1 protein-coding gene is annotated in these 23,100 nt (G+C 74.5%); it reads right to left on the reverse strand.

What is annotated here, in order from left to right; genetic code table 11:
• Window positions 1-22,872, reverse strand: a complete 22,872-nt coding sequence (locus ACIQ87_RS24610) for an SDR family NAD(P)-dependent oxidoreductase (protein WP_402410131.1) — start codon at window positions 22,870-22,872, stop codon at window positions 1-3.
• Window positions 22,873-23,100: the final 228 nt, after the last annotated feature.

Below are 23,100 nucleotides of genomic sequence, written 5' to 3' on the forward strand. Positions count from 1 at the left end.
CTACTGCTCCTCAGCGTTTCGGGACTCGCCCGATCGGATGACCTCGGTCCTGCGGTGCGCATCGTCCAGAAGGCTGAACAGTTCGTCGTCGCTGGCCTCGTCGACACCGGCCGCGGAGCCGGTGCGTTTGGCGGTCCAGGCCGCGAGAAGTGCTTCGAGGCGGGCCGCGACGGTCTCGTAGTCGGCGTCGGCGGCTGCCGCGTCGAGGGTGGACTTGAGCTGGTCGAGTTCGGCGAGCAGGGGGTCGGGTTCGGTGCCGTGCAGCCGTGTGTGCAGGAAGGCGGCGAGGCGGGACGGTGTCGGGTGGTCGAAGACGAGCGTGGCGGGCAGGCGCAGGCCGGTGTCCGCGTCGAGCTGGTTGCGCAGTTCCACGGCGGTGAGCGAGTCGAACCCGATGTCGGTGAACGCCTGGTCGGGGTTGACCGCCTCCGGTGACGAGTGCCCCAGGACGAGGGCGACCTGGCCCACGACGAGCTGCAGCACGTCGGCCTGCGTCCACACGCGGTCGGCGGCCTGCCTGCGCCGGGGCCGTACCAGCTCCCGCAGCAGGGCGGGCGGGTCGCCGGCCCGTCGCAGCGCCGGCAGGTCGAACCTGACGGGGGCGAGGGTGGGGGTGCCCGCGGTCAGCGCGGCGTCGAACAGGGCCAGCGCGTCCGTCGTCGGCAGCGGCCGTACGCCGGCCCTGGCCAGGCGGTGCCGGTCGGTGGCGGTCAGACCTCCGGTCATGCCGCTGGCCTCCGCCCAGTAGCCCCAGGCGAGCGACACGGCCGGCTGTCCCTGGGCGTGCCGGTGTGCGGCGAGGCCGTCGAGGTAGGCGTTCGCCGCCGAGTAGTTCGCCTGGCCCGCGCCGCCCAGCACACCGGCCGCCGACGAGAACAGCACGAACGCCTCCAGGTCCGAGGTCAGTTCGTGGAGGTGCCGCGCCGCGAGGGCCTTCGGCTCCCACACGCGCGCGAACTGCTGCGGGGTGAGGGATTCCACGACGGTGTCGGCCAGCGTGCCCGCGGTGTGGATCACCGAGGTGACGGGGTGTTCGGCGAGCAGCCGCGCCACCGCCTCGCGGTCGGACACGTCGCACGCCACGATGTCGGCGGTCGCGCCCAGCGCGGCCAGGTCGGCGGTCAGCGCGGCCGCGCCGGGGGCGTCCGGGCCGCTCCGGCTGACCAGCAGCAGGTGCCGCACGCCGTGCCGCACGGCGAGGTGGCGGGCGATCGTGCCGCCCAGGGTGCCGGTGCCGCCGGTGACGAGCACCGTGCCCTCGGGGCTGAGCGGCGAGGGCAGCGGTTCGGTCCGCGCCCGTTCGAGGCGGGGGACGTGAACGGCGCCGGCGCGGATCGCGAGCTGGGGTTCGTCGCCGGCCAGCCGGACCCCGTCGCCGTCGTCACCGTCGTCACCGTCGACCAGCACGAACCGGCCGGGGTGCTCGGTGGCGGCCGACCGGACCAGGCCCCAGACGGCGGCGGCCCGCGGGTCGACGTCCTCGCCCGGACGGACCGGCACGGCGTTGCGCGTGGCGACCACCATGCGCGGGGTGTCCGTGGTGAGGAAGTCCTGGATCACCCGCAGGGTCTCGACGGGCGAGGTGGCGTGGTGGACCGGGATGTCCGGTTCGGTGGTCGCCGCTTCCAGGACCGGCCACACCACCTGGTACGGCACGTCCTGGGTGGTGGTCCCGGCCGGCCGGCGCAGGGTCAACGAGGCGATCTCGGCGATCGGCGCGCCCGTCTGGTCGGCGAGGCCGATCGCGCAGGTGTCCTGGCCGGTCATGGTCAGCCGGACCCTGGCGTGCTCGGCGCCGCGCCACCAGGAGATCCCGGCGAAGGAGAACGGCATCTTCGCCCGGTCGTCGGCGACGGTCACGGTCTGGATCGCGGCGTCGAGCAGGGCGGGGTGCAGGGCGAACCGGGTGTCACCGGGGGGTACGGCCACCTCCGCGTAGAGGGTGTCGCCGTCGCGCCAGGCCGCTCGCAGGCCTTGGAAGGCCGTGCCGTAGGCGAACCCGGCGTCGGCCAGGTTGTCGTAGAAGGCGTCGAGGTCGACGGCTTCGGCGTGCGGTGGCCACTGCCGTGCCCAGGGATCCCGTGGTGCGACGGGTACGGCGCCCAGGGTCCCGGTGGCGTGCCGTACCCACTCGCCGTCCGCGCGCGAGTGGATCGAGACGCTGCGCCGGCCAGCCCGGTCGGGGCCGACGGTCACGGACACCTGTACGCCGTCCGCGACCACCAGCGGTGTCTCCAGCGTCAGGTCCTCGACCGCCGGGCAGCCGACGTGTTCGCCGGCCCGGAGCGCCAGGTCCACGAACGCCGCGCCGGGCAGCAGGGGCGAGCCCGAGATGACGTGTTCGGTGAGCCACGGCTGCGCGGCGGTGGCGAGTTGTCCCGTCAGCACCACGCCGTTGTCGTCGGGGAGTTCCATGGCGTCCCGCAGCAGCGGGTGGTCGATCCGGCCGTCACCGGTCGGTGCCGGGGTGGTGGGCTGGAGCCAGTAGTGCTGGTGCTGGAAGGCGTACGAAGGCACCCGCACGCCCGACGTTCCCGCCGCCGTGGTCGTGGGCGGCGTCCAGCGCGCGGCGCCGTCCGCCCACAACCGCCCCAGCCCCGCGAACAACCGCTCCGGGGAGTCACCACCACGGCGCATCAACCCGTTGCCCACCAGCACCGGATGCGGACCCACCTCCACGAATCCCGTCGCGCCCTGGCCCGCCAGCCACTCCATGGCGTCCGCGAACCGGACCGGCTCCCGCACCTGCCGCACCCAGTACCCCGGCTCCCCCATCTCCACCGGACGCCCGGCCACCGTGGAGACCACCGGAATCACCGGCTCACCGAACGACAAACCCTCAGCCACCTTGCCGAGTTCCTCCAGCACCGGATCCATCCGCGCCGAATGGAACGCGTGACTGACCTCCAGCCGCCGCACCCGGCGCCCACGGCCCCGCCACACCTCAGCGACCGCCTCCACCGCGGCCTCGTCCCCCGACACCACCACCGCATCCGACCCGTTGACCGCCGCCACCTCGGCACCCGGCACCAGCGAGCCCGACACTTCCTCCACCGACGCCTGGAGCGACACCATCGCCCCACCACCGGGCAACTCCTGCATCAACCGGCCCCGCACGCTCACCAGCGCACACGCGTCCTCCAGGCTCAGAACGCCCGCCACATGGGCCGCCGCCACCTCACCCACCGAGTGCCCCACCACGAAGTCCGGCCGAACCCCCAGCCACTCCACCAGCCGGAACAGCGCCACCTCCAACGCGTACACACCGCCCTGGGTGTACAGCGTCTGCCCCAACACCCCCTCCCCGTCCTCGAACAGCACCTCCACCGGCAACCCCAGCAACCCGCAGACCTCGTCCAACACCCGCGCGAACACCGGGAACTCCCCGTACAGACCCCGCCCCATCCCCGCCCACTGACCACCCTGACCGGAGAACACGAACGCCGACCTGCCCGGGGAGGCAGTGCCCGTGACGATTCCGCGTTCTCCGCCGATCAGCGCGTCCAGGCCGGCCGGGTCCGTCAGCACGGCACGGTGCGGAAAACGGGCCCGCGCGGCCAGGTCCGCGGCCACCTCGGCCGGTGTGACCTCGGGGTGCTCGGCGAGGAACGCGCGCAGCCTGCGGGCCTGGTCGCGCAGGGCCGCGTCCGACTTCGCCGACAGCAGCCACGGCACCGGCACCGCGGGCGCGGGGGTGGGCGTGGAAGCGGCAGGGGACCCGGGATCCGCAGCGGGATCGTGGGCAGGGGACTCGGGCGACGTCCTCTCGGCCGGGTCCGGGGCCGGTGCCTCCAGGATCACGTGCGCGTTGGTACCGCTGATGCCGAACGCCGAGATGCCCGCGCGACGCAGGTGGCCGTTGTCGGGCCAGGGCCGGGCCTCGGTGAGCAGCCGGACGCTCCCGGACTCCCAGTCGACGTGGGAGGTCGGCGTGTCCACGTGGAGGGTCCGCGGCAGTTCACCGTGCCGCATCGCCATGATCATCTTGATCACACCCGCCACACCGGCCGCCGCCTGGGTGTGCCCGATGTTCGACTTCACCGACCCCAGCCACAACGGCTCCGCCCGGTCCCCGCCGTACGTCGCCAACAGCGCCTGCGCCTCGATCGGGTCACCGAGGGTCGTCCCCGTACCGTGGGCCTCCACCGCGTCCACCTCGGACGCCGCCAACCCGGCATTGGCCAGGGCCTGACGGATCACCCGCTCCTGCGACGGACCGTTCGGCGCGGTCAGCCCGTTGGACGCCCCGTCCTGGTTCACCGCCGAACCCCGCACCACCGCCAACACCCGATGACCGTGGCGACGGGCGTCCGACAACCGCTCCAGCAGCACGACACCCGCACCCTCACCCCACGCCGTACCATCGGCGGCCTCGGCGAACGCCTTCACCCGACCGTCGGCCGCAAGCCCCCGCTGCCGCGAGAACTCGACGAACCCCGACGGCGTCGCCATCACCGTCACACCGCCGGCCAGAGCCAGCGAGCACTCCCCCGAGCGCAGCGCCTGCGCCGCCAGGTGGATCGCCACCAGCGACGACGAGCACGCCGTGTCCACCGACACCGCCGGACCCTCCAACCCCAGCAGGTAGGACACCCGCCCGGAGGTCACACTCGTCGCCGTGCCCGTCGAGAGGTAGCCCTCCAGGTCCGGCGGCTGTGCCCCGGCTCCGTAGCCCGAGGACCAGATGCCGGTGAAGACGCCCGTCTGGCTGCCCCGCAACGACGTCGGATCGATCCCCGCGTCCTCGAAGGTCTCCCACACCGTCTCCAGCAGCACCCGCTGCTGCGGATCCATGGCGAGCGCCTCACGCGGCGAGATCCCGAAGAACCCGGCATCGAACCCCGCCGCGTCCGCGAGGAAGCCACCCGACCGCGTGTACGACCTCCCGGGACCGCCGGCCGGATCGTAGAGACGACCCACGTCCCACCCACGATCCGACGGGAACTCCCCCACCGCGTCCACCCCACCGGACACCACATCCCACAACTCCTGGGCAGACCCCACCCCACCCGGGTACCGGGCCCCCAGCCCCACCACGACCACCGGATCGTCCGACACCGGAACACCGACCGGCACGGGTGAGGCAGGGGCCTGGCGCCGGGCGCCGACCAGGAGGTTCCGCAGGTGGCCGGCCAGCGCGTCGGGGGTCGGGTAGTCGAAGACCATCGTCGCGGGCAGCCGTACCCCGGCGACCGCGGACAGGCGGTTGCGCAGTTCCACCGCGGTGAGCGAGTCGAAGCCCAGGTCCTTGAAGGCCCGCTCGGCGCTGACGGCCGAGGTGTCGGTGTGGCCGAGGACCGCGGCCGTCTGGCCGGTGACCAGTTCCAGGACGCGGCTGTGCTGCTCGGTCTCGGGCAGGGCCGCGAGTTCCCTGCCCAGGCCCGGCCGGTCCGTGCGACGGGCGGGCCTGGTACGGGTGAGACGGCTGAGCAGGGGGCGGGTGGACGCCGCCGACAGGTCGAGGTGTGCGGGGACCAGCACGGGATCGGCGGCGCCCAGGGCCAGGTCGAACAGTGCCAGCGCCTGGTCCGTGGGCATCGGCAGCACGCCGGCGCGGGCGAGGCGCTTGAGGTCGGTGTCGGTGAGGTGTCCGGTCAGCCCGCTGGCCTCGGCCCACTGTCCCCAGGCCAGCGACACGCCCGGCAGACCCTGGGCACGCCGGTGTACGGCGAGGGCGTCCAGGAAGGCGTTCGCGGCGGCGTAGTTCGCCTGGCCCGGGCCGCCCAGCACACCGGCGGCGGACGAGAAGAGCACGAACGCGCTCAGGCCGAGGTCCTTCGTCAGCTCGTGCAGGTGCCAGGCGGCGTCGGCCTTGGGCCGCAGCACCTGGTCGATCCGGTCGGGCGTGAGGGATTCGACGACGCCGTCGTCGAGCACACCGGCGGCGTGGACGACCGCGGTCAGCGGGTGCGCGGCCGGGATCGAGTCCAGGACGGCCGCCAGCGCGTCCCGGTCGGCCACGTCGCAGGCCACCACCTCGGCGTCGAAGTCCACCTCCGCCGCGGTCCTGCTGAGCAGGAGCAGGTGCCGGATGCCGTGCCGGTCGCGCAGGTGCCGGGCGACGAGGCGGCCCAGTGTTCCGGTGCCTCCGGTGATCAGCACGGTGCCGTTCGGGTCGAGCGGGCCGGGTGCCGGGGCCGCTTCGGCCCGTACCAGGCGGGCGGCTCGGGCGGCGCCGTCGCGGACGACCAGCTGCGGTTCGTCCCCCGCGACGAGGACGCGGTCGTCGGTGTCGACGAGCACGAACCGGTCGGGGTGTTCCGCCTGGGCGGCGCGGACCAGGCCCCAGACGACGCTGGACGGCAGGTCGACGGGGTCAGGACCGACCGCCCCGCGGGTCACGACGGCCAGCCGGCCGTCCCCGTCGCGCAGGAAATCCTGGAGCACGCCCAGCGTCTCGGCGGCGACGGTGTGCGCGGCGGCCACGGGGTCTCCCGCCGGGGGCGTGACGTGGTGGACGGCCGGGGGTTCGCCGGTGCTCTCGACGGGCACCCAGTCGAGGCGGAAGAGCTGGTTGGTCCCGGCGCCCGGCAGGCCCGGCGGCCGGTGGCGCACGGTCAGCGCGTCGATCACCGCCAGCGGCCCGGACTCGTCGGCGAGCGCGACCCGGAAGGTGTCGGGCCCGGTGGGGGTGAGGCGGACCCGGGCCGTGGAGCCGGCTTTCCGCATCGACACCCCGGCGAAGGAGAACGGCAGGCGGCCGGCCGCGAGCAGGGTCAGCGGCTGGAGTGCGGCGTCGAGCAGCGCGGGGTGGAGACCGAAGCGGTCGCGGGTGTCGGTGGGCAGCGCCACCTCGGCGTAGAGCTCGTCGCCCTGCCGCCGGATCTCGCGTACGCCCGCGAACACCGGCCCGTACTCGTAGCCCTGGGCGGCGAGGGTGTCGTAGAAGTCGGTCAGGTCGACGGGCTCACCGGCCGGCTGCCAGGGCTCGCCGGTGTCGTACGGGTGGGGGTGGTCGCCGGTCGCCAGCATGCCGGTGGCGTGCCGCAGCCAGGTGCCGCCCGTCCGGGAGTGCACGGTGACGGGGCGTCGCCCCGTCCCGTCCGGTGCGCCGACGACGACCTGGACCGGCACGGAACCGTCGTCCGGCAGGATCATGGGGGCTTCCAGCACCAGTTCGTCCAGGACGTCGCAGCCGGCCTGCCGTCCGGCGTGCATGGCGAGTTCGACGAACACGGTGCCGGGCAGCAGCACGGAGCCCAGGACGACGTGGTCGGCCAGCCACGGCCGGGTGGCCGTCGAGAGCCGCCCCGTGAGCAGGACGCTCTGGTCCCCGGCCAGTTCGACGACGGCCCCGAGCAACGGGTGCCCGGCCGAGTCCAGTCCCGCCGCCGACACGTCGCCCTTCGCGGCGACGGGGGTCAACCAGTACGGCCGGTGCTGGAAGGCGTACGTCGGCAGCGGCACGTGGTGGGGCTCGCCGGGGAAGACCGGCGTCCAGTCGACGGCCACGCCCTGCGTGTGCAGGCGCGCCAGGGCGAGGTGGAACTCCTGCCTGCCGCCGCCGCGGCGCAGCGTGCCGGTCACGGCGCCGTCCATCACCGGCACCAGTACGGGGTGCGGGCTGACCTCCACGAACACGCCGTGCCGGTCCTGCGTAAGGGTCTCGACGGCGAGGTCGAAGCGTACGGGTTCGCGGAGGTTGCGGTACCAGTAGTCGGCGTCGAGGACGGAGGTGTCGATCTCCTCGCCGGTCACCGTCGAGTAGAACGGGATCACCGCCGGGCGCGGCGTGATCCCGGCGAGCTCGGTGAGCAGTTGCTCGCGGATCGCCTCGACCTGCACGGAGTGGGCGGCGTAGTTCACCGGCAGCCGGCGGGCCCGGACGCCGTCGGCCTCACAGGCCGCCAGCAGTTCGTCCAGCGCGTCCAGATCACCCGACACGACGACCGAACCGGGGGCATTGACCACCGCCACCGTCAGCCGCCCGTCCCAACGGGCCACGAACTCGGCCGCCGCCTCATGCCCGAGCCCGACCGACACCATCCCCCCCTGATCGGCCAGAGCGACCAGGGCCCCGCTGCGCAGAGCGACCGCCTTCGCGGCGTCCTCCAACGACAACGCCCCCGCCACGTACGCCGCCGCGATCTCGCCCTGCGAATGCCCGACAACCGCGTCAGGCTCCACACCATGGGCACGCCACAGTTCGGCCAGCGCCACCATCACCGCGAACAGCGCCGGCTGCACCACGTCCACCCGCTCCAGCGAACCACCGCCGGTCAGCACCTCCACCAACGACCAGTCCGTGTACGGCGCCAACGCCGCAGCACACGCGTCGATCACCTCCCGGAACACCGGCTCCGAGCCGTACAACTCCCCACCCATACCGACCCACTGCGCACCCTGCCCCGGGAACACGAACACCGAACGACCCGGCGAACCGGCCACACCGGTGATGACGCGGGGGTCTCCGTCGGCGAGGGCGGCCAGTTCCGCCATGAGGTCGGTCCGGGTGGCGCCCACCAGGGCCGCCCGGTGGGCGAGCACGGTGCGGGTGGTGGCGAGGGCGCGGCCGATCGCGGCCGGCCGGAGTCCGGGGTGGGCGGTGACGTGGTCCGCGAGCCGTCGGGCCTGGGCGCGGAGGGCGTCGTCCGTCTTGCCGGACAGCAGCCACACGGTGGGCTCCGCGGAGTCGTCCGCGGCGGGTTGTCCGGGGGTTTCCTCCGGGAACTGTTCGATGACGACGTGGGCGTTGGTGCCGCTGGCCCCGAAGGCCGAGATGCCCGCGCGGCGGGGACGCCCCGTCTCCGGCCACGGCCGGGCCTCGGTCAGCAGCCGGATGTCACCGGTGTCCCACTCGACGTGCGGCGTGGGCTCCTTGACGTGCAGCGTCGGCGGCAGTTCGGCGTTCCGCATCGCCATGACCATCTTGATCACCCCGGCCACGCCGGCGGCGGCCTGGGTGTGGCCGATGTTCGACTTCACCGACCCCAGCCACAACGGCTCCACCCGGTCCCGGCCGTACGTCGCCAACAGCGCCTGCGCCTCGATGGGGTCACCGAGGGTCGTCCCCGTGCCGTGCGCCTCCACCGCGTCCACCTCGGACGGCTCCAACCCGGCGTTCGCCAGTGCCTGGCGGATGACGCGTTCCTGGGAGAGGCCGTTGGGCGCGGTCAGCCCGTTGGACGCCCCGTCCTGGTTGACCGCCGAGCCCCGCACCACCGCCAGCACCCGGTGGCCGTTGCGACGGGCATCCGACAGGCGCTCCAGCAGCACCAGGCCGGCACCCTCACCCCAGGCCGTACCGTCGGCCGTCGACGAGAAGGGCTTGCACCGGCCGTCAGGGGCCAGGGCACGCTGGCGGGAGAACTCCGTGAACTGCAGGGGGGTGACGCTCACGGTCACACCGCCGGCCAGGGCGAGCGTGCACTCTCCCGAGCGCAGTGCCTGCGCGGCGAGGTGGATCGCCATCAGGGACGAGGAGCAGGCGGAGTCGACGGACACGGCCTGGCCCTGGAGGCCCAGCAGGTAGGACACCCGGCCGGAGGTGATGCTCGGCGAGATGCCGGTGGCGAGGTAGCCCTCGGTGTCGGGCGGTGCCTGGTCGGGGCTGCCGACGTAGCCGGAGGACCAGATGCCGGTGAAGACGCCCGTCTGGCTGCCCCGCAACGACGTCGGATCGATCCCCGCGTCCTCGAACGTCTCCCACGCGGTCTCCAGCAGCACCCGCTGCTGCGGGTCCATGGCGAGTGCCTCACGCGGCGAGATCCCGAAGAAATCGGCATCGAACCCCGCCGCGTCCGCGAGGAATCCACCCGACCGCGTGTACGACGTCCCGGGATGGTCCGCGTCCGGGTGGAACAGCCCCTCGACGTCCCACCCGCGATCCGACGGGAACCCCCCGATCGCGTCCACCCCACCCGAGACCAGGCCCCACAACTCCTCCGGAGAGCCCACCCCACCGGGCAACCGGCATCCCATGCCCACGATCACCACCGGATCGGCCCCGACACCCACCCCACCCGCCGGCACCACCGGCACCACCTCCGCACCCTCGCCGGAGAGTTCGGCGGTGAGGTGGTCGGCGAGGTCGGCGGGGGTGGGGTGGTCGAAGACGAGGGTCGCGGGCAGCCGCAGGCCGGTGGCGCCGGCGAGGCGGTTGCGCAGCTCGACGGCGGTCAGGGAATCGAAGCCGAGGTCACGGAAGGCGAGTCCCGGGGTGATCGCGGCGGCGTCGGAGTGGCCGAGGACGGTGGCGGTGTGGGCGGCGACCAGGGACAGCAGGTCCGACGCGGGCGCCTTGGGCGTCGGCAGGGTCTGCGGCATCGACAGGTCGGCCGTGGTCAGCGCGGGACGTCCGGCGGCCAGCGCGGTGTCGAACATGGCCAGGGCGCGTTCGACGCTGATGGGGCGGATGCCCTTGCGGGCGAGGCGTTGGCGGTCGGCCGCGGTGAGGTGGGCGGTCATGCCGCTCTCCTGCTCCCAGTAGCCCCAGGCCATCGACACGGCGGGCAGCCCGAGGGTCTGCCGGTGTGCGGCGAACGCGTCGAGGTAGGAGTTCGCGGCCGCGTAGCCGGCCTGGCCGGCGTTGCCGAGTACGCCCGCGGCCGCGGAGAACAGCACGAAGGCGGCGAGGTCGTGCTCGCGGGTCAGCTCGTGCAGGTGCCAGGCGCCGTCGACCTTGGGACGCAGCACCCGGTCGAGCTGCTCCGCGGTCAGCCGTTCCACAACGGTGTCGTCGAGCACGCCGGCCGCGTGGACGACGGCGGTGAGCGGATGCTCGGTCGGGATCGAGTCCAGGACGGCCGCCAGCGCGTCCCGGTCCGCGACGTCGCAGGCCACGACCCGCACGTCGACGTCCCCTTGCGCCTCCGGGTGCGGCACCGCGCCGCCGCCGCGGCTGACGAGCAGCAGGTGCCGCACCCCGTAGCGGGACACCAGGTGCCGGGCGACGGCCTGGCCGAGGGTGCCGGTGCCGCCGGTGATCAGCACGGTGCCGTCGGGGTCGATCGGCCGGGGGACGGTGAGGACGATCTTGCCGGTGTGGCGGGCCTGGCTCATCTGCCGGAAGGAGTCGACGGCCTGGCGGAGGTCCGCGGCGGTGACCGGCAGCGGCTCCAGCGTCCCGTCGGCGACCATCGCCACGACCCTGGAGAGGATGTCGCCCTGCCGCGCGGGGTCGACGTCGTTGAGGTCGAAGGCCCGGTAGATCAGGCCCTCGGGCGAGCGGACGTCCGTCTTGCCCAGCTCGACGAACCGTCCGCCGTCGGCGAGCAGCCGCAGGGAGGCGTCGGTGAGTTCTCCCGCAAGCGAGTTGAGGACGACGTCCATGGCCGGGAACCGGTCGGCGAAGCGGGTGTCGCGGGACGAACCGATGTGGTCGTCCGCCAGTCCGAGGCTCCGCAGGGTGTCCCACTTGGCGGGGCTCGCGGTGGCGAAGACCTCCGCGCCGCTGTTCAGGGCCAACCGGATGGCGGCCATGCCCACACCACCCGCGCCGGAGTGGATCAGGACCCGGTCGCCGGGGCGCAGCTCGCCGAGGTCGAACAGCCCGTACCAGGCGGTGGTGAACGCGACGGGCACCGACGCCGCCTCGGTGAAGCTCCAGCCGTCGGGGATCGCGGTCAGGAGCCGGTGGTCGGCGACCGCGCGCGACCCGAAGGCGCCGGGCATCAGTCCCATGACGCGGTCGCCGGGCCGCCAGGCCGTGACGCCGGGACCGACCTCGACGACAGTGCCGGCCCCTTCGCCGCCCAGCGGGGGCCGGTCCGGGTACATGCCGAGGGTGATGAGCACGTCGCGGAAGTTCAGGCCGGCCGCGCGTACGGCGACCCGTACCTGTCCGGGTTCCAGCGCGGCCTCCTGCCAGGGCAGCAGGGCCAGGTCGTCCAGTTGCCCGGTGCCGGACTCGCTCAGCCGGTACGCGCCGTCGGGGGCGGTCGGTTCCGGCGCGTACCTGGCCTGCCGCGGCACGAGGACGCCTTCCCGGCGCAGGGCCAGTTCGGGTTCGTCGCCGGCTGTCATGGCGGCCCAGACCGCGTCCTCCTCGGACGCGTCGCCCATGTCGACCAGGACGAACCGGCCGGGGTGCTCGGCGGCGGCGCTGCGGACCAGGCCGCGTACGGCCGCGCCGGCCACGCCGCGGGTCAGGACGGCCAGGCGTGCGGCCGCCCGCTCCGGCTGCTCGGCCAGGAAGTCCTGGACGAGCGCGCGGGCCCGCTGGACGAGGGCGTGCACGGAGTCCGCGTCGGCTTCCGCGGTGAGTACCGGGCTCGGCACCACCTCGGTCGGTGTGCCCGCGGTGAGGGGCACCCACTGGGTGTGCAGCACCGCGGCCCGGGCCTCGGCGGCCGGACGGACGGTCAGCGCGGTGATGTCCGCGACCGGGTGGCCGGACAGGTCGGTCAGCGTCGCGCGGTAGGTGTCGGTGCCCGTGCGGGCCAGGTGGACCCGGGCGGACGACACACCGGTGGTGTGCACGGCGACGCCGGAGAAGGAGAACGGCAGCCGGACCCGGGTGTCGGGGCTGAGCAGGATCAGCGGCTGGAGTGCGGCGTCCAGGAGCGCGGGGTGGATGCCGAAGCCGGCGCCGTCGGGGACGGACACCTCGGCGTACAGTTCGTCCTCGCCCTGCCACAGCTCCCGCACGCCCCGGAACGCGGGTCCGTACTGGTATCCGAGTCCGGCGAGGAAGTCGTAGAACCCTTCGGGGTCCACGGGTTCGGCGTTCCTCGCGGGCCAGTCGAGGCGTTGGGCCGTCACCTGGCCGCCGAGGGTTCCGGACGCGTGGCGGATCCAGCCGTCGCCGCCCCTGGAGTGCACGGTGACCGGGCTGCGGCCGGCGTCGTCCGGGGCGCCGACCGAGACCTGGATGTCCGTGGGTGTGTCCGAGAGCGCGAGGGGCAGGTGCAGGACGAGGTCGTCGACGGTCCCGCCGGCCAGGGTGGCGAGTTCGAGGAAGGCGGTGCCCGGCAGCAGGACCGTGCCGTCGACGGCGTGGTCGGCCAGCCAGGGGTGGGTGCGGGTGGAGACGCGGCCGCTGTGCACGGTGGTCCCGTCGGGCAGTTCGACCGTGGTGCCCGCCAGCGGGTGCCCGGTGCCGTGGTCGCCGGCCGCGGGGGTGAGCCAGAAGGTGCTGCGCTGGAAGGCGTAGCCCGGCAGCCTGACGCCGTGCGGGCGGTCGTGCGGCCAGGTCACGGCGACGCCCTGGACGTGGAGACGGGCCAGGGCGGTGTGGAACTCCCCGATGGCGCCCTGGTCGCGGCGCAGGGTGCCGGTCGCCACGCCGTCCAGGTCCTGCACCAGTACGGGGTGCGGGCTGACTTCCACGAACACCTCGTGGCCGTCGGCGGTGAGCCGGGCGGTGGCCAGGTCGAACCGTACGGGTTCGCGGAGGTTGCGGTACCAGTAGTCGGCGTCGAGGGCGGAGGTGTCGACCGGTTCCGCGGTGACCGTGGAGTAGAAGGGGATCGCCGCGGGCCGGGGCCGGATGTCCGCGAGGTCGGTCAGGAGCTGCTCGCGGATCGCCTCGACCTGCGCCGAGTGCGCCGCGTAGTCGACGGGGATGGCGCGGGCGCGTATGCCGTCCCTGGCGCAGGCTGCCAGCAGTTCGTCCAGGGCGCCGGGTTCGCCGGACACGACGACGGTCGAGGCGGAGTTGACCACCGCGACGGTGATCCGGTCGCCCCAGGGGCCCAGGTAGGCGGTGGCGTCGTCCGCGGACAGCACGACCGAGACCATGCCGCCGTGTCCGGCCAGGGCGACCAGGGCCTTGCTGCGCAGGGCGACCGCCTTCGCGGCGTCCTCCAGGGACAGCGCCCCCGCCACGTACGCCGCCGCGATCTCCCCCTGCGAATGCCCGACGACCGCGTCAGGCTCCACACCATGGGCCCGCCACAGTTCGGCCAGCGCCACCATCACCGCGAACAGCGCCGGCTGCACCACATCGACCCGCTCCAGCGAACCACCGCCGGTCAGCACCTCCACCAACGACCAGTCCGTGTACGGCGCCAACGCCGCGTCACACGCGTCGATCACCTCCCGGAACACCGGCTCCGAGCCGTACAACTCCCCGCCCATGCCCACCCATTGCGCACCCTGCCCCGGGAACACGAACACCGAACGACCCAGCGGACGGGCGGTCCCGGTGACCAGACCCGGCGCCGTGCCGCCCTCGGCCAGGACGTCCAGGGCCTCGGCGGTGCCCACCACCACGGCCCGGTGCTCGAACACGGTGCGGGCGGCCAGAGCGCCCCCGACCGCCGCCGGGCTCACCTCGGGACGGACGGCGGTGAAGGCACCCAGCCGGCGCGCCTGCTCCCGCAACGCCGCCTCGGACCTGGCCGACAGCGGCCAGAGGACCTGGTCGTCCGCGCGGCCCCGGGGAGAGGGTGCGGCGGAGTCTGCCTCGGCGGGCTGTTCGAGGATGCCCTGCTCGATGATGACGTGGGCGTTGGTGCCGCTGATGCCGAAGGCGGAGACGGCGGCCCGCCGCGGCCGCCCGGTCCCGGGCCAGGCGACCGGTTCGGTGAGCAGGCGGACCGCGCCGGAGGCCCAGTCGACGTGCGGGGTGGGCGCGTCCACGTGGAGGGTTCGCGGCAGTTCGCCGTGCCGCATCGCCATGACCATCTTGATCAGGCCGGCCACACCGGCCGCCGCCTGGGTGTGGCCGATGTTGGACTTCACCGACCCCAGCCACAACGGCTCCACCCGGTCCCGGCCGTAGGTCGCCAGCAGCGCCTGGGCCTCGATGGGGTCGCCGAGGGTGGTGCCGGTGCCGTGGGCCTCCACCGCGTCCACCTCGGACGCCTCCAGCCCGGCATTGGCGAGGGCCTGACGGATCACCCGCTCCTGGGAGGGGCCGTTCGGCGCGGTCAGGCCGTTGGAGGCGCCGTCCTGGTTGGTGGCGGAGCCCCGGACGACCGCCAGCACCTCGTGGCCGTTGCGGCGGGCGTCGGACAGGCGCTCCAGCAGCAGCAGGCCGGCGCCCTCGGCCCAGCCCGCCCCGTCGGCCGCGGCGGCGAAGGACTTGCTGCGGCCGTCGGGCGCGCTCGCCCCCTGCCGGGACATCTCGGTGAACAGCGTGGGTGCCGCGTTGACGGTGACGCCGCCGGCCAGGGCGAAGGAGCACTCTCCCGAGCGCAGTGCCTGCGCGGCCAGGTGCAGGGCCACCAGGGACGACGAGCAGCCGGTGTCCAGGGACAGTGCCGGGCCGAGCAGGCCCAGCTGGTACGCCAGCCGGCCGGACCCCACGCTCGACGCGGTACCGGTGACCTGGTAGCCCTCCAGGTCGTCGGGGACCGGCCCGGCCGCGTAGCCGGTGGACCAGATGCCGGTGAACACGCCGGTGGCGGTGCCCTCCAGCGTGGTCGGGTCGATACCGGCGTACTCGATGGTCTCCCAGGCCGTCTCCAGCAGGATGCGCTGCTGCGGGTCCATGGCGAGCGCCTCACGGGGCGATATCCCGAAGAACGCCGCGTCGAAGTCGCCGGCGGCGTCGAGGAAGCCGCCCCGGGACGTGCTCGACGTACGGGGGCGGCTGCCCGTCGGGTCGTACAGGCGGTCGATGTCCCATCCCCGGTCGGCCGGGAAGTCGCCGACCGCGTCCACGCCGTCCGCGACCAGCCGCCACAGGTCCTCGGGGGTGCCGACGCCTCCGGGGTAGCGGCAGCCCATGCCGATGACCGCGATCGGCTCGTCCGTCGCGGCCGCGGCCGGGGCCTGCGGCGCGTCCTGCTCGCCGGACAGGTGGGCGGCCAGCCGTGCCGGGGTGGGGTGGTCGAAGACGAGGGTGGCGGGCAGGTTCACCCCGAGCGCGGCGTTCAGGCGGTTGCGCAGTTCCACCGCGGTCAGTGAGTCGAAGCCCAGGTCCTTGAACGCCTGCCGGGGGTCGAGCCGCTCGGGGGTGGCGTGTCCCAGCACCCCGGCGGCGTGGGTGGTGATCAGCTCCAGCAGGTCGGTGCCGCCGGCGGGGGGCGCGGGCCGGGGGGCCTGCGGCCGGCTGTGGGCCTCGGGCAGGTCCCGCAGCAGCCGGCTCGGCCGCGCGTGGGTGTAGGCGCGGGCGAACTGTGCCCAGTCGGCCTCGGTGACGACCGCCAGGGCCTCGTCGTGGTCGAGGACGTCCTGCAGCGCGTCGAGTGCCCGGCCCGGGTCCAGCTCGCCGAGGCCGAGCAGGGTGCGCTGGCGCTGCACGGGCTCCAGTGCCGCCATGCCGCCTTCGGCCCAGATGCCCCACGCGACGGAGGTCGTGGCGCGACCCTGGGCGCGGTGCTGTGCGGCCAGGGCGTCGAGGAAGGCGTTGCCGGCGGCGTAGGCCGCGCCGTGGCCGTCGCCCCACACGCCCGCGGTGGAGGAGAACAGGACGAAGGCGTCGAGGTCCGGCAGGAGTTCCGCCAGGTTCGCCGCCCCGGCGACCTTGGCCGTGACGACCTCGGCGAACTCCGCCGGTGTCGTGTCGGCCAGCCTGGTCGCCCTGATCGCGCCGGCGGTGTGGAAGACCGCGCGGATGTCGCCGACGCGCTCGACGAGGTCCCGCAGGGCGTCCCGGTCGGCCACGTCGCACGCCGCCACGGTCACCCGCGCCCCGGCCGCCTCCAGTTCGTCGCGCAGGCCGGCGGCGCCGGACGCGTCGGGGCCGCGGCGGGAGGCCAGCACGATGTGCTCCGCGCCCTGCCGCGCGAGGCGGCGGGCCACGTGTCCGCCGAGCGCGCCGGTGCCTCCGGTGACCAGCACCGTGCCCTGCGGCCGCCAGGGCCGCGCGGCCGGGCCCGAGGGGGCCTTGCGGCGCAGCCGCTTGGCGAAGCGCCGGGTGCCGCGGATCGCCACCTGGTCCTCGCCCGTGCCGGCGAGCACGACGAGCAGCGCGTTCACGCTCTCCTCGTCGGGCACGGCGGGCAGGTCGACCAGGCCGCCCCAGCCCTGCGGGAACTCCAGCGCCGCGGAGGCGCCGGTGCCCCACACCAGGGCCTGGGCCGGGCTGGTGACCGGGTCGGTGCCCAAGGTGCTCACGGCCCCGCTGGTCGCGCACCACAGCGGGACGGCCGGGACGGCCGCCGTCCTCACCGGGTCCAGGGTGCGGACCAGATCCAGGGTGCGGACCAGGCCCGCCGGGAGCACCGGGTGGTCGGGGTGCGGCTCCTCGTCCAGCGCCAGCAGCGAGAGCACGCCGTCCGGCCCGGGCCGGGCGTCCCCGGTGTCGGCCATGTCCCAGGTGTCGGCCACCGCGAAGCCCCGTTCGCGCAGGGCCTCGGCCCACGGGTGCCCGGTCGTGGCCAGGACGAGCCAGCGAGCCGGGTCCACCGGGGCCGCGGTACCGCTCGTCGGCGCCCACGCCACCTGGTACCGCCAGTCGTCACGGGGCACCGGCGGGGTCGCGGTCACCCAGTAGGGCTCGCGCTGGAAGGCGTACGTGGGCAGGTCCGCCCTGGGTGCGGTGCGGGGCAGGACCGGAGCCCAGTCGACGTCGGCCCCGGCGGCGTGGAGGCGGCCCGCCGCGGCGAGGAACTCGGTGAGGCCGCCGTGATCGCGGCGCAGTGTGCCGGTGGCGGCGACGTCCAGCGCGGGCACCAGCACCGGGTGCGGGCTGACCTCCAGGAACAGGTCGTGGCCGTCGGCGGTGAGCCGGGCGGTGGCCAGGTCGAACCGTACGGGTTCGCGGAGGTTGCGGTACCAGTAGCCGGCGTCGAGGGCGGAGGTGTCGACCGGCTCGCCGGTCACCGTGGAGTAGAACGGGATCGCCGCCGAGTGGGGGGTGATGTCGGCCAGTTCGGTGAGCAGTTGCTCGCGGATCGCCTCGACCTGCGCGGAGTGGGCGGCGTAGTTGACGGGCAGGCGGCGGGCGCGGACGCCGTCGGCCTCGCAGGCGGCCAGCAGTTCGTCCAGCACGTCGAGACCACCGGACACCACGACCGCCGCGGGCCCGTTCACCACCGCGGTGGTCAGCCGCTCGCCCCAGCGGGCCAGGTAGCCGGCGGCCTGTTCGACGGACAGCGCGAGGGACACCATGCCGCCCCGGTCGGCGATGTCGGCCAGTGCCCTGGACCGCAACGCCACGACCTTGGCGGCGTCCCGCAGCGACAGCGCGCCGGCGACGTACGCGGCGGCGATCTCCGCCTGGGAGTGGCCGACCACGGCGTCCGGCCGCACGCCGTGGGCCCGCCACAGGTCGGCCAGCGCCACCATGACGGCGAACAGGGCCGGCTGCACCACGTCGACGCGGTCCAGCGAGCCGTGACGCAGTTCGTCGACCAGCGACCAGTCGGTGTACGGGGCCAGGGCGGCGGCGCAGGCGTCGATGCCGGCGCGGAAGACCTCGGACTGCTCGTACAGGTCACGGCCCATGCCCGCCCACTGCGCCCCCTGTCCGGGGAAGACGAACACGGTCCCGCCGGTACGGGCCTGCAGGCCCGGCAGTCCCGGCAGTGCCGACGGGAGCGCGGCCAGGCCGGACAGCAGGTCGTCCCGGTCGGCGCCGACCACCGCGGCCCGGTGCTCGAACCGGGTGCGGGCGGCCAGTGCGCGGCTGATCGCGGCGGCCGGGACGTCGGGGTTCGCGGTCGCGTACGCGTGCAGCCGCTCGGCCTGGGCGCGCAGCGCGGCGTCGGTCTTCGCGGACAGCAGCCAGGCGGTGGGGGCGGCCCGGTCGTCGGGGTCGGGAAGGTGGCCGGGGTCCGGGTCGGAGGGCTGCTCGATGATCACGTGGGCGTTGGTGCCGCTGATGCCGAAGGCCGAGATGCCGGCGCGGCGCAGGTGCTCGTGCTCCGGCCACGGCCGGGCCTCGGTGAGCAGCCGGACGCCGCCGGAGGCCCAGTCGACGTGCGGGGAGGGGGCGTCCACGTGCAGGGTTCGCGGCAGTTCGCCGTGCCGCATCGCCATGACCATCTTGATCAGGCCCGCGATGCCGGCGGCGGCCTGGGTGTGGCCGATGTTGGACTTCACCGACCCCAGCCACAACGGCTCGTCCCGGTCCTGACCGTAGGCGGCCAGCAGGGCGTGGGCCTCGATGGGGTCGCCGAGGGTGGTGCCGGTGCCGTGGGCCTCCACCGCGTCCACCTCGGACGGCTCCAGCCCGGCATTGGCGAGGGCCTGACGGATCACCCGCTCCTGGGAGGGGCCGTTCGGCGCGGTCAGGCCGTTGGACGCCCCGTCCTGGTTGACCGCGCTTCCCGCGACGACCGCCAGCACCCGGTGGCCGTTGCGGCGGGCGTCCGACAGACGTTCCAGCAGCACCAGGCCGGCGCCCTCGGCCCAGCTGGTGCCGTCGGCCGCGGCGGCGAAGGGCTTGCTGCGGCCGTCCGCCGCGAGGCCGTGCTGGCGGGAGAACTCGGTGAAGCCCAGCGGTGTCGCCATGATCGTGACACCGCCGGCGAGCGCCAGCGAGCACTCGCCCGCGCGCAGGGCCTGGGCGGCCAGGTGGACGGCGACCAGGGACGACGAGCAGGCGGTGTCCACGGACAGCGCCGGACCGCGCAGCCCGAGGTGGTAGGCGACCCGGCCGGACGTGACGCTGGTCGCGACGCCGGTGAACAGGTAACCCTCCAGGTCCTCCGGCAGGCCCGGCCCGGTCGCGTAGCCGGACGACCAGACGCCGGTGAACACGCCGGTGTGGCTGCCGCGCAGCGAGGCCGGGTCGATCCCGGCGTGCTCGAAGGTCTCCCAGGCCGTCTCCAGCACGAGCCGCTGCTGCGGGTCCATGGCGAGCGCCTCGCGGGGCGAGATGCCGAAGAACGGGGCGTCGAAGCCGGCCACCGCCTCCAGGAACCCGCCCCGGGTGGTGTACGTGGTGCCCGCGCCGCGCAGTTCCGGGTCGTACAGGCCGCCCAGGTCCCAGCCGCGGTCGTCCGGGAAGTCGCCGATCGCGTCCCCGCCCTCCGCGACGAGCCGCCACAGGTCGTCCGGCGAGGCCACCCCGCCGGGGAAGCGGCAGCCCATTCCCACGATGACGACCGGGTCGTCATCGTGGGCGGCCTGGGCGGCGGGGGCCGGCCGGTCGCCGGGGCCGGTGCGCAGCCAGTCGATCAGCTCCGCGGGCGTCGGGTGGTCGAAGACGAGACCGGAGGGGAGTCGCCGGTCCAGGGCGCCGGCCAGGCGGTTGCGCAGTTCGAGCCCGGTGACCGAGTCGAAGCCGAGGTCCTTGAAGGTGAGCGCGGGATCGATGTCCGCGGGGTTCTCGTGGCCCAGCACGAGCGCGATCTGCGCGGTGACCACGGCGGCCGCGTCGACCGTGTCGCCCGGCTCGGGGTCGCCCGTGTCCGTACCGCCCGCCCGGGTGTCCCGGGTCTCCGGGCCGCCGTCCGCCCGGCCGGGCGCGGCGACCTGCGCCGCGTGCGTCCCCGGGCCGGCCGGGGTCCGTCCGCTCTGCCCGGCCGTCGCTTCGGGCAGCCAGTACGAACGACGTTGGAAGGCGTACGTGGGCAGGTCGACCGGCGCGGCCCCGGCGACGGCCGGGGACCAGTCGACCGACACGCCGGCCACGAACAGCCGGGACAGCGCGGTCAGGAAGACGTCCGGCCCGCCCCGGTCACGGCCGAGCGTGCCGGTGGCGACGCCGGGCCCGCCGGTCCGCTCGCGGGCCTGTTCCAGGCTCTGTTCGATGGCGGGCAGCAGCACCGGGTGCGGGCTGACCTCGACCAGGACGTCGTGCCCGTCCGCCAGCAGTGCGGCGGTGGCCAGGTCGAAGCGGACCGGCTCGCGCAGGTTGCGGTACCAGTAGCCGGCGTCGAGCTCCGTGGTGTCGTCGAGGAGGCCGCCGGTGACCGCGGAGTAGTACGGGATGGTGCCCTGCCGCGGCCGCACCCCGGCCAGTTCGGTGTGCAGCCGCTCGCGGATCGCCTCGACGTGCGCGCAGTGGGAGGCGTAGTCCACCGGGACGACGCGTGCGCGGACACCGTCCGCCGCGCAGGACTCGACCAGTTCGGACAGGGCCTGGGTATCGCCGGACACCACGACCGAGCCGGTGGCGTTGACCACGGCGACGGTCAGCGCGCCGCCCCAGCGCGACACGTAGTCCTCGGCCCGCTCGGCGGACAGGGCCACGGACGCCATGCCGCCCCGGCCGGTCAGCGCGACCAGCGCGCGGCTGCGCAGTGCCACGATCCGGGCCGCGTCGGACAGCGACAGCGCGCCCGCGACGCATGCCGCGGCGATCTCGCCCTGCGAGTGCCCGACCACGGCGTCGGGCTCGACACCGAAGGAGCGCCACAGTTCCGCCAGGGACACCATCACCGCGAACAGGGCGGGCTGCACGACGTCCACGCGGTCGAGCGGTGCGCCGTCCAGGACATCGGCCAGGGACCAGTCGGTGTACGGGGCCAGGGCCTGGGCGCACTCGTCCATGGCGGCCCGGAAGACGGGGTACGCGGCGTACAGCTCCCGGCCCATGCCGACCCACTGGGCGCCCTGTCCGGGGAACACGAAGACGGTACGGCCCGGGGTTCCGGCCCGGTCGGCGGCGACCTGGGCGGAGTCCAGCAGGACCGCGCGGTGCGCGAAGCGGGTCCTGGTGGTGGCCAGCGCGTGCGCGACCTCGGCGGCGGTCAGGTCCGGGTGGCTGCGCACGTGTTCGCGCAGGCGCTCGATCTGCGCTCGTAGCGCCTGCTTGGTCCGCGCCGTGACGATCCACGGCGCCGGCAGGGCCTCGGGGGCGGGCCGCCGGGCCGGCGGCGCGACCGCGTCGGGCGCCTGCTCGACGATCACGTGCGCGTTGGTGCCGCCCATGCCGAACGACGACACGCCGGCGAGCAGGGGCGCGTCCGGCCGCGGCCAGGGGGTCAGGGCGGTCTGGACCCGCAGCCCCAGTGCGTCGAGAGGGCTGCCGGGGTTGGGGGTCTGGTAGTTGAGGCTCGGCGGCAAAGCGCGGTGGTACACGCTGAGGACGGCCTTGAGCAGACCGACGATGCCCGCGGCGCCTTCCAGGTGGCCGACGTTCGTCTTGGCGGATCCGACCAGCAGGGCGCTGTCGGCGTCGCCGGAATCGGCCGGGTCGCGGTAGGCCGCCGCGAGGGCGGCGGCCTCGATGGGGTCGCCGACGGCGGTGCCGGTGCCGTGCAGCTCCACGTACTGCACATCCGCGGGACGCACGCCGGCGCGGGCCAGTGCTTCGCGGATGACCTGTTCCTGGGCCTGCGCGCTGGGCACGGTCAGGCTCCGTGTGGCGCCGTCGTTGTTGACCGCGCTGCCCCGGATGACACCGTAGACGCGGTCCCCGTCGGCCAGGGCCCGGTCCAGCGGTTTCAGGACGAGGAAGGCGCCGCCCTCGCCGCGGACGAAGCCGTTGGCCCGGGCGTCGAAGGTGAAGCAGCGGTCGTCCGGGGACAGGCCGCCGAACTCCGCCGCCCCCTCCTCACGGGCGGCGGTCAGGTTGAGGTTCACCCCGCCGGCCAGGGCGATCGCCGACTCGCCGCGACGCAGGCTCTCGACCGCCAGATGCACCGCGACCAGCGCCGACGACTGGGCTGTGTCGACCGTCATGCTCGGTCCGCGCACACCGAGGAAGTGCGAGACGCGGTTGGCGATGACGCCCCGGCTGGTGCCGGTCAGTGTGTGCGGCGTGATGTGGCCGGGGTAGACCAGGGACGTGTAGTCCTCCCACATCGATCCGACGAACACCCCCGTCGGACCGCCCGTCAGCGTGCCCGGCACGATCCGGGCGTCCTCCAGGGCCTCCCAGGCGAGTTCGAGCATGAGCCGCTGCTGCGGGTCCATGCCGGCGGCCTCGCGGGGGGACACACCGAAGAACGCCGCGTCGAAGCCGTCCACCCGGTCCAGGTAGCCGCCGTGCCGTACGCCCTGCCGGCCCACGGGGGGCGCGGTGATCGCGTCGGCCCCGTCGCACAGCAGTCGCCAGAACGCCTCCGGATCCGGGGCTTTCGGCAACCTGCCCGCCATTCCGATGACAGCGACACGATCGGCGTCCGAATCCAGGGGGAAGCGCATCACATCGACACCTCGTGAGCCGGGGGGGATGAAGGAAGGCGGGGTGTTTCCGTAGCAGTCCCGATGGTGCGGCTCCGGCCGCGAGCGGCCGGATCATCGAGCGCGCGGGCAGCCCGGCGACCCGGTGGTGTCCGAACCCGGGCTCGCCCGCGTTTCGGGCGTTCTGGATCAGTGGAGCGGTCCTCGCGAGCGACGGCGTTGGCGACGCTCTTCGAGGAAGATGCACTG

Origin of the sequence: Kitasatospora sp. NPDC096204 (assembly GCF_044763205.1) — a bacterium.
In the GTDB taxonomy this organism is placed as follows: domain Bacteria; phylum Actinomycetota; class Actinomycetes; order Streptomycetales; family Streptomycetaceae; genus Kitasatospora.